The sequence below is a fragment of the Pseudovibrio sp. WM33 genome, assembly GCF_001623165.1.
GTDB lineage: Bacteria > Pseudomonadota > Alphaproteobacteria > Rhizobiales > Stappiaceae > Pseudovibrio.
In genome coordinates this window covers 1-13,079 of sequence record NZ_LMCK01000048.1, presented here as the reverse complement: position 1 = coordinate 13,079, position 13,079 = coordinate 1, and the positions used below count along the sequence as shown (strand labels likewise).

Annotated in this window: 13 protein-coding genes; 7 read left to right on the top strand and 6 right to left on the bottom strand. The window is 50.6% G+C overall.

Annotated features, from left to right (window positions below; all coding sequences use genetic code 11):
- Positions 1–42 precede the first annotated feature (42 nt).
- The 3 genes from PsWM33_RS09145 to PsWM33_RS09135 form a co-directional block, all read right to left on the bottom strand.
- Positions 43–981, bottom strand: a complete 939-nt coding sequence (locus PsWM33_RS09145; RefSeq protein WP_063300012.1) for a DMT family transporter — start codon at positions 979–981, stop codon at positions 43–45.
- A gap of 125 nt (positions 982–1,106) precedes the next feature.
- On the bottom strand, positions 1,107–1,730 hold the full coding sequence (locus tag PsWM33_RS09140; protein ID WP_063300058.1) for a hypothetical protein: 624 nt from the start codon (positions 1,728–1,730) through the stop codon (positions 1,107–1,109).
- A gap of 85 nt (positions 1,731–1,815) precedes the next feature.
- A complete protein-coding gene (locus tag PsWM33_RS09135; protein WP_057463765.1) occupies positions 1,816–3,000 on the bottom strand; it encodes a Na/Pi symporter in 1,185 nt (394 codons plus the stop codon).
- A 258-nt stretch (positions 3,001–3,258) separates the two neighbouring features.
- On the opposite strand from PsWM33_RS09135, the gene PsWM33_RS09130 reads away from it, so the two are divergent.
- The 3 genes from PsWM33_RS09130 to PsWM33_RS09120 all read left to right on the top strand — a co-directional run bounded on the left by PsWM33_RS09130 (position 3,259) and on the right by PsWM33_RS09120 (position 5,863).
- Entirely contained in the window at positions 3,259–4,056 is a 798-nt protein-coding gene (locus PsWM33_RS09130; protein ID WP_208994486.1) for a transporter substrate-binding domain-containing protein, read from the top strand.
- Between the two features lie 173 nt (positions 4,057–4,229).
- Positions 4,230–5,054, top strand: a complete 825-nt coding sequence (locus PsWM33_RS09125; protein WP_063300010.1) for an amino acid ABC transporter permease — start codon at positions 4,230–4,232, stop codon at positions 5,052–5,054.
- 110 nt (positions 5,055–5,164) lie between these two features.
- Positions 5,165–5,863, top strand: a complete 699-nt coding sequence (locus PsWM33_RS09120) for a type 1 glutamine amidotransferase (protein ID WP_063300009.1) — start codon at positions 5,165–5,167, stop codon at positions 5,861–5,863.
- A 103-nt stretch (positions 5,864–5,966) separates the two neighbouring features.
- Here PsWM33_RS09120 and PsWM33_RS09115 read toward each other — a convergent pair whose 3' ends face one another.
- Together PsWM33_RS09115 and PsWM33_RS09110 are read right to left on the bottom strand one after the other, a co-directional pair.
- On the bottom strand, positions 5,967–6,869 hold the full coding sequence (locus tag PsWM33_RS09115) for an MBL fold metallo-hydrolase (RefSeq protein ID WP_063300008.1): 903 nt from the start codon (positions 6,867–6,869) through the stop codon (positions 5,967–5,969).
- A 15-nt stretch (positions 6,870–6,884) separates the two neighbouring features.
- The gene (locus PsWM33_RS09110; RefSeq protein ID WP_063300007.1) at positions 6,885–7,550 is read right to left on the bottom strand and encodes a DsbA family protein; all 666 of its coding nucleotides are present in this window, start codon (positions 7,548–7,550) and stop codon (positions 6,885–6,887) included.
- A gap of 95 nt (positions 7,551–7,645) precedes the next feature.
- Here PsWM33_RS09110 and PsWM33_RS09105 point away from each other — a divergent pair, with 95 nt between their 5' ends.
- Positions 7,646–8,551 carry a LysR family transcriptional regulator gene (locus PsWM33_RS09105; RefSeq protein ID WP_063300006.1) on the top strand — a complete coding sequence of 302 codons (906 nt, stop codon included), beginning with the start codon at positions 7,646–7,648 and terminating at the stop codon, positions 8,549–8,551.
- Positions 8,552–8,565: 14 nt separating this feature from the next.
- Here the strand turns inward: PsWM33_RS09105 and PsWM33_RS09100 are convergent, their stop codons facing one another.
- The gene (locus PsWM33_RS09100) at positions 8,566–9,459 is read right to left on the bottom strand and encodes a LysR family transcriptional regulator (protein WP_063300005.1); all 894 of its coding nucleotides are present in this window, start codon (positions 9,457–9,459) and stop codon (positions 8,566–8,568) included.
- A gap of 101 nt (positions 9,460–9,560) precedes the next feature.
- On the opposite strand from PsWM33_RS09100, the gene PsWM33_RS09095 reads away from it, so the two are divergent.
- The 3 genes from PsWM33_RS09095 (at position 9,561) to PsWM33_RS09085 (ending at position 13,048) form a co-directional block, all read left to right on the top strand.
- Positions 9,561–10,490 (top strand): tyrosine-protein phosphatase, encoded by a 930-nt coding sequence (locus tag PsWM33_RS09095; protein ID WP_063300004.1) that lies wholly within the window; start codon positions 9,561–9,563, stop codon positions 10,488–10,490.
- Between the two features lie 137 nt (positions 10,491–10,627).
- The gene (locus tag PsWM33_RS09090; protein WP_063295422.1) at positions 10,628–11,608 is read left to right on the top strand and encodes a DUF2332 domain-containing protein; all 981 of its coding nucleotides are present in this window, start codon (positions 10,628–10,630) and stop codon (positions 11,606–11,608) included.
- Between the two features lie 183 nt (positions 11,609–11,791).
- Positions 11,792–13,048 (top strand): hypothetical protein, encoded by a 1,257-nt coding sequence (locus PsWM33_RS09085; RefSeq protein WP_063300003.1) that lies wholly within the window; start codon positions 11,792–11,794, stop codon positions 13,046–13,048.
- Positions 13,049–13,079: the final 31 nt, after the last annotated feature.

The window sequence follows — 13,079 nt, the reverse complement described above, 5'->3', positions numbered from 1 at the left end:
TCTACTGAAGTGCTTTAAGTCTGGTGGTTCAAAACGCCGGGCTTATTTTTTGGCAGAACGGCTGAGCACGATCCAGTTGCCACCCAGCGCAAACATCAGGCCAAGAATGGATGTTGCAGTCCAGGTGTAACCTTCCATCGCGGTGGAAACGCCAAGCGCCACAATCGGGAACATCACTGTCGCATAGCCTGCGCGTGCAGAACCGATCCGGCCGAGCAATGTCAGATAAGCCCCAAAGGCAACGATGGAGCCGATGACCACCATATAAAGGAAGCTCCAGATAAACTCCGGCGTAAACGGAACCTCAAAGCTGGCACCTTGTAGCAGGCCGTTCACACCAAGAAGGACAGTGCCGTACACCATACCCCATGCACTGGCTGAGATAACCGAGATCTTTTTGGCAGTCGCACGTGCAGAGACGATGTTGCCAAAACAGAAGCTTAAGGTCCCCAAAGCACACAGACCAAGCCCGCCCAACGCTGCGATATTCCAGGTATTGCCCGCAATCTCTTGATAAAACATCAGACAAATACCCGAGAAACCAAGAATGGCACCAACCACAAGCGCACGGCTTACTTTCTGTTTGAATAAAACGAAGCCAAGTACGATGTTGAACACGGATGCAAGCGAAAACACCACTGATAGCAAACCTGAAGGCAGCTCTCTTGAGCCGTGATAAAACAAAAGGAAGTTGGTTGAAAACAGCAGCAGACCAAGCCCCGCAAAGCTCAGATGAGCCCGCAGCGGAAAGGCCATCTTATGGCCGCCAAAAATGGCCCAGCCCCACATTAGGATTGTCGCAAACAGAAACCGCCAGAAAAGTGCAATCTCAGGGGTAATGACCGCCTGCAACTTCAAGGCGTACCAGCTGAAGCCCCACGCAAATACGGTTGTGCCATAAAGGGCGAGATCGAACATACTAAGTGCTTGAGGCTTTTGAGAAATAGCAATGCCTGCATCAACGTCGCTAGCACTTGTCATGAAATATTCCTGCCAATTCAAAGTGTTCCAAGCAACTTCCTGCATGAAATCGCGAGATGAAACAAATGAATAAACGTCATCTATTCATTTGAAAAACGAATGCTTTAGAGGTCTATAGGTCAGTATTAGAGATTAAAGATGCCCCATTTCGGGCTGTAGCCATCTCTCAGGATCGCAATGATCTGTGGCGGCGTAATAAGAGTAACGTCCTCGGGCAACTCCCGGGCAGCCGCCGTGTATCCCTCAAAACTCCAGCTCCACCATTTACGGTTCCTCAGAGCATAAAACTTGTCGCCACAATGAACCACAGTACCTTCCGGCCAATTCTCGTGCGGATTGATCTGCGGAAGGGAAGCCGGTGATTTCTTGTGGCCGCACCGTTGCGAATGCAAAACCAGATCCATTTCGTCAGAGCTTGGCGGCACCTCTAATCCTTCGCAGCACTTCCAATGCTCTGCAAAGCGCCGTGCATCCTCCTTGCGGCAAAAGAAACAAGGCCGATGGCCTGCGGCCAGCGCAGTCACCTCGTCAAAGAAGAAGAGTTCCGTATAAAACTTGCCCCAGACATCACGGTGCCAGTCTTTATAGGTGGTAGAGCAACACAGCCACCTGCGAGAGGCATGCGTTCGGCCAGTCAGTTTCTGCGTTTCTGGATCATGAATACGGCCACCACGATTGCCCATGAACATGCCACGGGCAGGGACAGCACACAGCTCACCATTGGGAGCAACACGGTTTTGCAAAGGCATAACAACAAGCTCATGTAAATAGAGAGCAGCTTTTGGCACACGAAAGAGCACAGCGCTGCAATAAGGAAAGATGACTGGAGCTAGGTTATCTGCTCAGTAGGAAGATGCCAAGAGCGGGGATCAAAAAGAAAATACCGACCACATAACTGGCGGCAACTACAAACCGACGGGCACCCAAGTCACCAACAAACTCGGCAAGGCGTACGGGCAAATAGCGCGTGAATGGCAAACTGTAGATCAACACAACACCCAGTACGTTATAGACCAGATGAACAATCGCGATCTCAAACGCCAGCTCTCGCTGACCAGTCACAGCAAATGCAGCCAGAATTGCTGTTAAACAAGTGCCAATATTTGCGCCAAGTGTGAACGGATAAACCTGCTTTGTTGTCAGAACACCAGAACCCGCCAGCGGCACAATAAGACTGGTTGTTGCTGAAGATGACTGCAGCAGCAAGGTCGCGATCAGCCCTGTGAAAATGCCGGAGGACGGAGCGACAGACGTCATCGTCTCAGCCAGACGACGTGCATGTCCGGCAAGCAATAGCTTGAGCAGCTGGCTCACAAACGTGATGCTGATAACAATCATCACAAAACCAATTGCCGCAATCACGAGGCCGTTCCACGGTTGCGCCAGCCCATAGGCTAGCTCACGGATTTCTCCAATGACGGGCTCGGTTAAGTAATTGACGAAGTTGAAGTTTGCGGTGATCAGATTGTCGGCAGGATCGAGCGCCGTAAAGAATTCACCAACAGCCATAGCGATCTTCTGCAAAAAGCCAAAGGCCAACTCCAGCGGGAGAAAGATCAGCAGGCAAATCAGGTTGAACGCATCGTGAACCGTCGCCGCACTAAAGGCGCGCCGGAAATCTGCACGATCCCGCGCATAACCAAGGCTCACGAATGTGTTTGTGAGTGTCGTTCCAAAGTTGGCCCCAATCACAATAGGAATAGCAATGGAGATCGGCATTCCTGCTGCAACTAAGCCAACCACAATAGACGTGGTGACAGAAGAACTCTGCACTAAAGATGTGGTGAGAACGCCAACCAGCACGCCTGCAATTGGATTGGTAGCATAGGAAAAAATCTGCTCGGCTGTCTGATGACCAATAGCAACAAAGCCCGCTTCAATAAGGCCTACAGCACAAAGAAGAAAATAGATCAGGAATCCGACAGAGATCCAGTTGAGCAAACTTATGCCCAGTGGCATGTGGTGCTCATCCTCAAGATAGGGCTCGTCGTTGTTCAGGGGATCTTTTTGCACCGACATATCCGTCTATAAAAGTTCACCACGACATTTAGCCGTATCTTCTAACACCAGTAGCACAACCTAGGAAATCACCAAGGCTTTCGTTGACCGCCTCTGCATTTGCAGGGTAAATACTCAAGCTAACTACGGTATTTTACAGGTCAATCACCTGCATCCTATTGCTCACAGATCGGCTAACTGTCAACATCTGCCGGGTGTGATTCTGCCAGTTTTTTCTACGTGGTGGCCAAATTTTCCTTGGAGGGGACATACCCGATGATGAAGAAATTTAAACTAGCATTAGCAACTCTTGCTCTTTCTGTCGGTTTTGGAGCAGCAGCTTCCGCTACGGATCTGCCAGATCTGAAGGGCCGCATCGTTGTTGCAGTAACCGAAAATGCATACACACCTTTGAACTTTGCAGACCCCAAGACCGGTGAAGGCATCGGTTGGGAATATGACGCGTTCAACGAAATTGCGAAACGCCTCAACATGAAGGTCGACTGGCGCTTGGCCTCATGGGACAGCATGATTGAAGCTGTTCGTCAGGGTCAGTTTGATGTGGGCATGGATGGTATCACCATCAACGAAGAGCGTGAAAAGCAGATCGACTTCACCGATCCTTACATGACCTCCGAGATGTTCATGCTGGTGCGGGCGAATGAAGACCGCTTCGACAACTCTAAAGCTTTTGCTGACGATCCGGGCTTGTTGGTTGGCGCGCAGCCGGGTACCACAAACTTCTACACCGCTGTTTATGCTGTGTTGGATGGCGATGAAAACAACAAGCGCATCCAACTGTTCGAAACCTTTGGTGCTTCTGTTCAGGCATTGCGTGCTGATGATGTCGACATGGTGCTGATGGATGCAACTGCAGCAGCAGGCTACATGGGTGCATCGCCAGACAGTTTTAAAGTTGTTGGCGGTCCAATCGGCTCTGAAGATTTCGGCTTCATTCTGACACCGGGTTCTGATCTGCGCGAGCCGATCAACGCAGCACTTAACTCCATGCGCGAAGACGGCACCATGGATGCCCTGAACCAAAAATGGTTCTTCGACTATAAGTCCAAGAACTAGCAATAACCTGGTTGATTTTGGCGGGTACTTGCGACCCGCCATTTTGTGTCTGGGTATTGCAGAAGCGTCAAAACCGATTTTCGCACGCAAATACACCCAGCAATCTGCTTCTGGTATGACTACGGATTTCCGCATCACTTCAGGAAATTCAAACGAGATTTAAAGGAAACGCGATGGGCATGCGTTCTGCCACAAGATCCCGGTTGAACAAGCTTCCCTGGTGGTTGCTCGCATCATTTGTTCTTGCAGTTTTCTTTCTCTGGCTCATCGCCGCCAACGGTGATTATCGCCAGATCTTTGAGACCCTTCTCAGAGGTGTCGGCATTACCCTGTTTGTCACCTTTGTCTCTTTCATCATCGCCAGCATTGTAGGACTCGTCATCGCATTAGGACGAGGGTCTAAACACCGCGCTATCCGTGAGTTGTGTTCGTTCTATACCGAGATCATGCGCGGTGTACCCATGCTGGTGCTGCTCTTCTACATTGCCTTTGTCGGTGCCCCACAAATGGTTGCAGCTTACAACTGGCTCATGGGGCCGCTGATTGAATGGGAGATCGTCGACAAGCTGCGGGTGCGCGATCTTTCCATGCTTTGGCGTGCGATCATTGCACTATCCATCGGCTACTCTGCCTTCATTGCGGAGATTTTTCGCGCAGGTATTGAGAGCGTGGATGACGGTCAACTGGAAGCAGGCCGGGCACTTGGCCTTTCCAGATGGCATACGTTCCGCTTCATCATCTGGCCGCAAGCATTCAAGAACATCCTGCCGCCACTTGGAAATGACTTCATCGCACTCATCAAGGAAAGTGCGTTGGTTTCCGTGCTTGGTGTGCAAGATATCACCCAGCTTGGCAAAATCTATTCTGCCTCCACATTTCAGTTTTTCGAAACTTACAATGTGGTTGCGTATCTCTACCTCATCATGACAGTCTCGCTGTCTCTGGTCGTTCGCGGTTTGGAACAACGCATGAAGCGAGCCTTTGAAAACGAAGCTTAGAACCCGTCCTTAAGAAGCCCACAGAGGCTTTAGGTCGGATTTCTACAAAACAATGATAAATGCGGCATGCCCAACAAAGAAAGCACAGCTGCTTATGACAGGAAGTTGGAATGACCGTTCTCGTTATTGAAAACTGCGAAAACGTAACGCTTGGCCTGTTGGGACAGGCGCTGGATCACGCGAAAATGCCCATTGATCTGCGTGTCATGGCACAAAATGATCCGCTTCCCACTGACATCTCAAAGTTCAACGGACTGGTTGTTCTGGGCGGCTTGCAACATGCCAGAGCGGATGAAGAGTTCCCATTCCTGAAAGATGTGTGTGACACGATCCTTGCATTTCACGAAGCCGATAAACCAGTGATGGGCATCTGCCTCGGGAGCCAGTTGATCGCACGTGCATTCGGCGGTGAGAACATTTTGGGCAATCCGGTGGAAGCTGGCTGGCTACCACTGCAAGTCTCAGAGCAAGGCAAACAAGATCCCGTCATCTCCGCCTTCGAGGAAGACGACCACATCTTCATTCTGCACACAGACACTTACACTCTGCCAAAAGACGCCGTACATCTGGCATCCAGCGAGATGACACCCAATCAGGCCTTCAAAATGGGCCGCGCCACATACGCCATCCAGTTCCATTTCGAATGCTCTGTCGATCAGGTGAACCATTGGAACGGCTGCTTCCATGGCCCAATCAACGAACTGGTGCCGCACTGGAACGAAATTCTGGAAGAGCAGGGCCCAAAGTTCGGCCCAAGAACCGACGCGTTGGGACTGGAAATCTCCCGCCGCTGGATTGCTCTGCTGTAAGAAGAGCGAGTAGAAAGAAACGTACTTGTGCCTGAGTAAGCTCAATTAGAAAACAATGACAGGAAAGCCCCCGCAGAAAACTGCGAGGGCTTGAAGCCTTCGATTATTCAGCAGGCCATTTCATCTCGCCCATCACCACCTTGGCTCCAAGAGCAAGGTCACTGGTTCTGCGCTCTTCCAGTGCAGGAAACTCTGCTTTCATCAATGTCACCAGTTCTTCAGAGTTTTTCGCAAGAGCTGCATTCTTCTCAACCGCAGCGATATAGGCTTTTGTGAACGCAATAGAACCCACCGTCTGGCTGTTGGTCTTGCCCATAAAATGACCTGGGATCACACGTTTCGGATTCAGAGCAAGAAGATCATCAAGGCTCTTCTGCCAGTCTTCGCGTTTCTCTGATGTTGGGTTATCAGCCTGCCAGATATGAGAGTTGTCAAAGACAAGTACCCCACCCAGAACAGTGCGTTCTGAAGGAACCCAAAGGCTGGTGTGAGATGGATCATGTCCCTCAAGACCAAAGATCTCAATTGGTGTTCCATCCACTTTGAGCTCGTTACCGCCAATCGCTTCTGGAATGACCAAATCCTGAGGTGCATCTTCTTTCAGGATCGGCCCCCAAAAAGCAAACTTGCCTTCAATAGTGGCTTTGATCTTCTCGACAGTAGGCTGCGTGGCAATAATCTTGGCATCAGGAAATGCTGCGCGCAGCACATCCAACCCGAAGTAGTAATCAGGATCACCATGGCTGATATAAATGGACGTCAGTGTTTTACCGCTCTCCTTGATGATTGAAATCAGGTTTTGAGTATCACCGCGTTGAAACTGCGCATCTACCAGAACAGCTTCGCTTGGGCCTTCAATCAATGTGGAGGTAACAGGGAAAAGACCTTCATCACCCGGGTTGTAGACCTCAAAAGTTAGGGCGGTCGTATCCTGAGCATAGGTTGCAACAGGCGCAAGAGTAGCGGTTGCTGCAAGGCTTGCAGCAAGAGCAAGAGATTTAATCATTTGTTTTCCTTGGGGTTAAAGAGCAGGAAAATCCTGCTGAATGCTGTGAGAGAAGCTGTTCAAAGCCCCCATTAGCTGTTCATGAGAGCCGAAAAGCAGATCAGAGGGCAGCAGCATGCGTTCGCCGTGTGCGTCTGCAATAAGTGCTGGTGCACCACGCCCACCCATCTGGTTCAAAACCATCTGGCCATGAGCAACACGCCGTGCGGTCTCTGCTTCAACAGACGTCATATGGCTTTGAAGCAGGGCAGCTGCATCTGCAAAGTCTGAACCGGAGAGCAGGCCTACCAGCAATGAAAGATCAGTGATGTCTTCACTAGCCACATACCGCGCTTTTTGGATGAGTTTCAGCGCCTCTGGCCCTCGTGCTGGTTCTACGATCGAGTATGCGGTCATAGCGAGTGTCGCAAATGTTGAATCTAGTGCTTGCCCGTCACCATTCAGGGCCTGACTTTGATAAGCACTGCTGAAAGTCTGCCCTGTCAACTTTGCAATCTTCTGGTCAGAAGCCCATGCATAAGAGGCAAAAGAACGATCCAGAGGGCGAGCTCCAGCACCGCTAAACAAGCCCGCTGGTAACATCTCAACCTCGTAGTCCTTCGCCAAGTCCGCCAGTCTGGGAGTTGTGCCGTAACACCACCCACATAGCGGATCGTAGATGTAGAGGAATGAGTGCGTCATAAGTTTCTCCTTGTTGCAGGGGAACCTAGGACAACTTGACTATCTGTAGAATGCAGATAATTTCGACATACTGTCTGCAAAATAGAGACAATTATATGAGCCTCTACAATCTCAATCGCCTCCGCCATTTTGTTGAAGTCGTCGAAAGTGGTTCCTTCACCGCAGCGGCGAAAAAGCTCGGCCTGGGAAAAGCCATCGTCAGTCACCAAGTCGCAAAACTGGAAGACGAGCTCGGCGCAGCCTTACTGGTGCGCACAACACGCTCTCTTCAAGTGACAGAAGCAGGGCAGCGGTTTTATGAAAACGCCGCAGAAATTCTCGATCAGGCAGAACGAGCGGTGCAGGAACTCCAGCATGAACAAGAGGTTCCCAGCGGTTTACTCACAGTGACAGCGCCAGAAGATTATGGCCAGTGCGTCGTCGCCAAAGCGCTCATGCGATTGAGGGTAAAATATCCAAAAATCAGGGTCAATGCGGTCTTCACGGATGAAAAACTGGACCAGCTTAAAGAGAAAATAGATGTCTCCATCCGCGTTGGTTGGTTGGAAGATAGCTCTGCCATCGCAAGGAAAATAGGCAGTTTCCAGCAGTTTACTGTGGCCTCACCGCAATATGTTGAAGCGATGGGACCGATCTCAACACCAACCGATCTGCAAGATAAAGACTGGATCTACCACTGCAAGCTGCCTGCGGGAATATCGTGGCAATCAGCTGAAGGGGAGGAGGTGCAATTTGTACTCCAAAATCCGCCGATCACAGTCCGGAACACACTGACTTCGCACGCATGTGCTCTCAGTCACGGCGGTCTGTGTCTCCTTCCGTCCTTTCAGGTCCGCGAAGATCTGGCATCAGGTCGCTTGCAACGGGTTTTGCCGGATTGGCACCATAAGGAAGGCGGAATTTACGCGCTCTTCCCAAACAGCCGCTTTCGCCCAGCCAAGACCAGGGTGTTTGTAGAAGAGCTGATAAAGGCGCACAAAGAGGCTCGCAATGTATTTTGAGAAGGTCGCTGACGCTAAACCCAAGTCTTCTGGTGCAGTTGGCACACCCGGTTGATCAGCCACTTACAGGCAGGGGCTTGCGCCTGCTGTTTGCCCCAGACAAGAGAGACCTTGTTAAGAATGGCATTCTGCTGAAAATCATAGAAAAGCTCTTTCAGCGCACCAGCCTTCACCTCATCATCCACCATCTGCGCAGGCAACTCTGCCCAGCCCACACCGCCATGCACCATGGTGTGTGCCACGCGCGGATTATCTGTAATCAGCAGATGCGGCCCTTTCTGGCGTGAAAACTCAGGTGAGTTTCGGTCAGTCTCTGTCCCAGAAATAATCTGTCTGTACCCGCGCAAGTCCACCAACCGGACTTCTTTCAGCTCGGCGAGAGGATGGTCCTTGTGGCAAACCGGAATCCGGCGCTCAAATCCAAGCCCACGGAAGTGGTAGCCTTCCTTGTAGGGGTGCCGCTCGATAATAATCCCCAGTTGAGCGCTCTCTTCCGTCAGCCTGGAAAATACATCACCAAAAGAGGTGGTTTGGACATGCAACTCTACCTTCGAAAACTGCTTGTCGAAATCATGAAAAACCTGATTAATCTCAGAAACATAGGTCCCATACTCAAACACCACTTTGAGGCTGCCTTCTGCCCCTTCACTAAGGGCGCCAGCCTTCACAAGCAAGTCCTGCCTGCTCTGCAAAATAGATCTTGCATAATCCAGTAAGGAAACACCCGAGACAGTCAGCTCTGCACGGTAACTGCTGCGATCAAAAAGATCGGAGCCAAGATCAATCTCCAGATTGGAAATTGCAGCACTTACAGCGGATTGAGCCTTACCCAACCGTCGTGCAGCAGCAGAGAAAGACCCTAACTCTGCGGCAGTCACAAACGCTTCCAACTGGTCAACACTGGGCATCCAACCTCAACACGATCTGAAATTCTGATGGAGTTCAACTTTACTGCATAGGTCAAACTGATCTTTATGTCACCCAAATTTGCGAACAGAGAGGATTGACCATGCGAAGAATAATCGGGCTGGCAACGGCAACAATGATTGGCTCACTCATGACTGCAGGCCTTGCCATGGCACAATCAGCGCCATGTGAGACCAAACTGCCAATCGATATTCCATCCAACTGCGATGCCATCGAGATTATTAAACCAATCGAGAAACTGGAGAACTTCCGGTCTCTGACTACCTCAAAAGATGGCCCGGTTTTGAAGCCTCAGCTGATCTTCCGCTCTGACCAGTTGGACAACTTGACTGAAGCTGATCAGGAAAAGTTGAGCGCATTGGGCATCGAAACCATCATTGACCTGCGCGCTCTGGATGAGTTGGACAAGCACCCCAATAAGCATATCTCCTCCGTTGATTTTAACATCAACCTACCAATCGGTTCAGATCCGGCAGACATCGCCAAAATCATGCCGCTGGACGTGGCCTCTCAAATCCGTCCGCTCTGGTTCAGTGGTAAGTTTGAGGAGATTGACCAGCTTCTCAAAGACCACGATATAGACATCTACCGCATTCGGATTGACCGCTATAAGGACTTCGCCCGCAAGTTCACGCCGCAGATCTCATGTTTCATGCACGTGCTCTTGGAAGAGCAGAACTACCCGCTCATGTTCCACTGCGCTGGTGGCAAAGACCGCACCGGTTATGTTGCAGCAGTACTGATGTTGTCTCTCGGCTTTTCCGAGGAAGATGTCATGCGTGACTACCTCACCACCAATCTCTACACCTTTGATGAACTCAGCAAACTGGTCGCAAACGGCCCACATTCCCTGCGCCCAACCTTTGGTGCTCACAAAGAGCAGATCACTGCTGCGCTGGCAGCGATGAAAGAAGACTACGGCAGCTTTGAGAACTATCGCCGCGATGCGTTGGGCATTTCTGACGAGGAACTGGCCCATATCAAAAAGAACCTGCTGGCAGACCCAATCTAAGGCCTCCCAGCACCCCTCGTGCTGCCTTCCTCTAACGCTGGCGGCACGAGGTTCTTCAGGCCCATTCCACTAAGGGCTTATTTGCGTCAGAAGGCATATCCAGCTTAGACTTTCCTTATGTTTTTAAAGGGAATTTCATGACTATATTATCCTCATTGATTGAACGTGGATACTTGGGTTTTGCTTCTAATGAAGCCAAAGATAATTCACCTATTTATGAAGAATGGGCGACACATATAGCCGGCTCGCCAATCTTCCACGATTTCCTGATGCTTTTGCCGGAAGCCAAACAGCAACCCAACCTCCTTTTTGCGGCTATAAGATGGGTTACAGGACGCATTCCTGAAGTGGCAGAGCTGGATGAAATTCTGCAACGACATAGCGCTGCCATCAAACAAGAGATGATGAAGCGCAGCACGCAGACCAACGAAGCTGGCCGTTGCGCTGTTCTTCTTCCACTCCTCGCCCGCCTCCCACAACCACTTTCATTGATCGAAGTCGGTGCGTCCGCGGGTCTCTGCTTGCTGCCCGACCGCTATGCCTATGACTACAACAACGGCGCACACACACTGGCGCCTGAGACGAATTCACCCGATACACCAGTGTTGCATTGCCAGGCGGCTGGTAATGTCCCTCTGCCAACCAAACTACCAGAAGTCGCCTGGCGTGCAGGGGTGGAGTTGAACCCGTTGAACCTTCAGGATGAGGACACCTCAGCATGGCTCCAAACGCTCATCTGGCCGGGGCAGGAGGACCGCTTACACCGCCTACAAAAAGCAACCGTAGTGGCAAAGCAGCAGAAAATCCAACTCGTTAAAGGAGATCTTCTCGCTGATCTGCCAGCCTTGCTGGAGCAAATCCCAGCAGGCACTACATCAGTGGTCTTCCATAGCGCCGTCCTCTACTACATCCGAGACACGAGCAAGCGGGATGCTTTTGTCGATCTGATGCTCAACTCCAACGCTCACTGGATTTCTAACGAGGCCCCCGGTGTCCTTCCTCAACTCGCCGACAAAGTCTCCGGCCCGCGCCCTTCAGGCCGCTTCCTCCTCTGCGAAAACGGCACACCCCGTGCCTGGACTGGGCCGCACGGGCAGTCAGTAGAGTGGATCGAGTAGAGGCTTGCTAAAAGCCTCTGCACACCATCACAGCATTTAGCTCCAGTTTGAGGGAAAATACGTAAATTCTGGAAATCATTCGTTTGAGAGGGCGTAGTACTTTACTGAAAGCGTGAAAAATACTGGTGTTCGCCTCATTAAATAGTTGGTGGGAGGCAAACACTCATGCTTTGGAGTTGATGGATGCCCCCGCAAACACTGAGCAAACAAGAGCATAAATGGGCCAACGACATGGCTCGTCACTTGAACCTGACCTTTGCTGAAGAGGGGGGCGAGCAGGTCGGACAACATCACCAAGCCGACGTTGTGAACGCTCCTACAAGTCTACTGGAAAAACTCGCTTCTATGGAGAAAGCGGCAGATGCTCTGTACGCAAACACGGAGTTGATCAAGAACCAAAGCGCTGTTTTCTCACCTTTCAAAAAAGCAGGTCAGTCTGCACGCTCGGGTATTGCAGCTGCACGAAAAGAGCTGAAAGGCCGAAAGCCCCAAAACGCGGAGGCGAGGCTTTCCAAAATTCAAGAGAATGTTTCCTCTATGGAGCAGCTCATTGCTGTTGCTCAGTCCAACCATAAAGGTTTGGAAGCGCAGATCCCCTGGGTGAAGGAAGACCTCGCTCAGCTGGCGATTGAATTACCTATTGTTGATAGCCTTGCCATTGCTAAGAAGATCCCGAGCAAAAGGCACAAGAAATTCCTCAGTCTTGATCAAGAAGCCAACGGCTTGATCAGTGAAGCAGAGACGCTTTGTGAGAACTTTCAGGTGGATTCTGCGAACAAGATCCTGAAGAAACTCAATAAAACGCTTCAGAACTATCAAAAGGAAGTCAATTGGCTGCACGCTCTGCCCGAAGTTACCGGCGTCGGAGCTAGCGAAAGTCCACATGTGTCCAAACTCGACAAACTCGGCGCAGTATTTATGCGAAAAAAGTCCCAAGAGCATAAAGTTGAGCTGGTCAAAGCCGAGCCGGACGAGAAGACGAAGGCCTTTCTCGAAACTTGGGAACGAGAGAACTTCACTGACCCCGCTGCAAGACCAGACCTGCAAAAGCGAGGTGGTTGTGCTGCGCCATTCAAGTTTATTGTGCGTACTGGTTCCATGGATGATTTTATCAATCAAAAAGGCTGCTTTTCAGCTCAGGGAACCGAATATCTAGACAATAAAGATGGGATTTGCACCTCTGTTGTGAGTGACGAAAAGTGTTTTGTATATGGCGCTTTTGGTGTGGTTCTGGATGTAGCACCGCAAAACGTTCTGGTCTCCAGCCCTGATGATCTCATGAGTGAGCTCAACATTGGCCGCAAAGACAAAAAAGACCGAATGGTCAACGTGACACAAGAGGAGAATGAGAAGCTTCTTGATGTGCCTGATCATGTGCGTAACGGTTATCTCAAAAAAGAACTGGACAGATACCAACACGATAAGCGACAGCTGGACTGACCTAAAGAAAATGGAGAGCCTCTGTCTCACT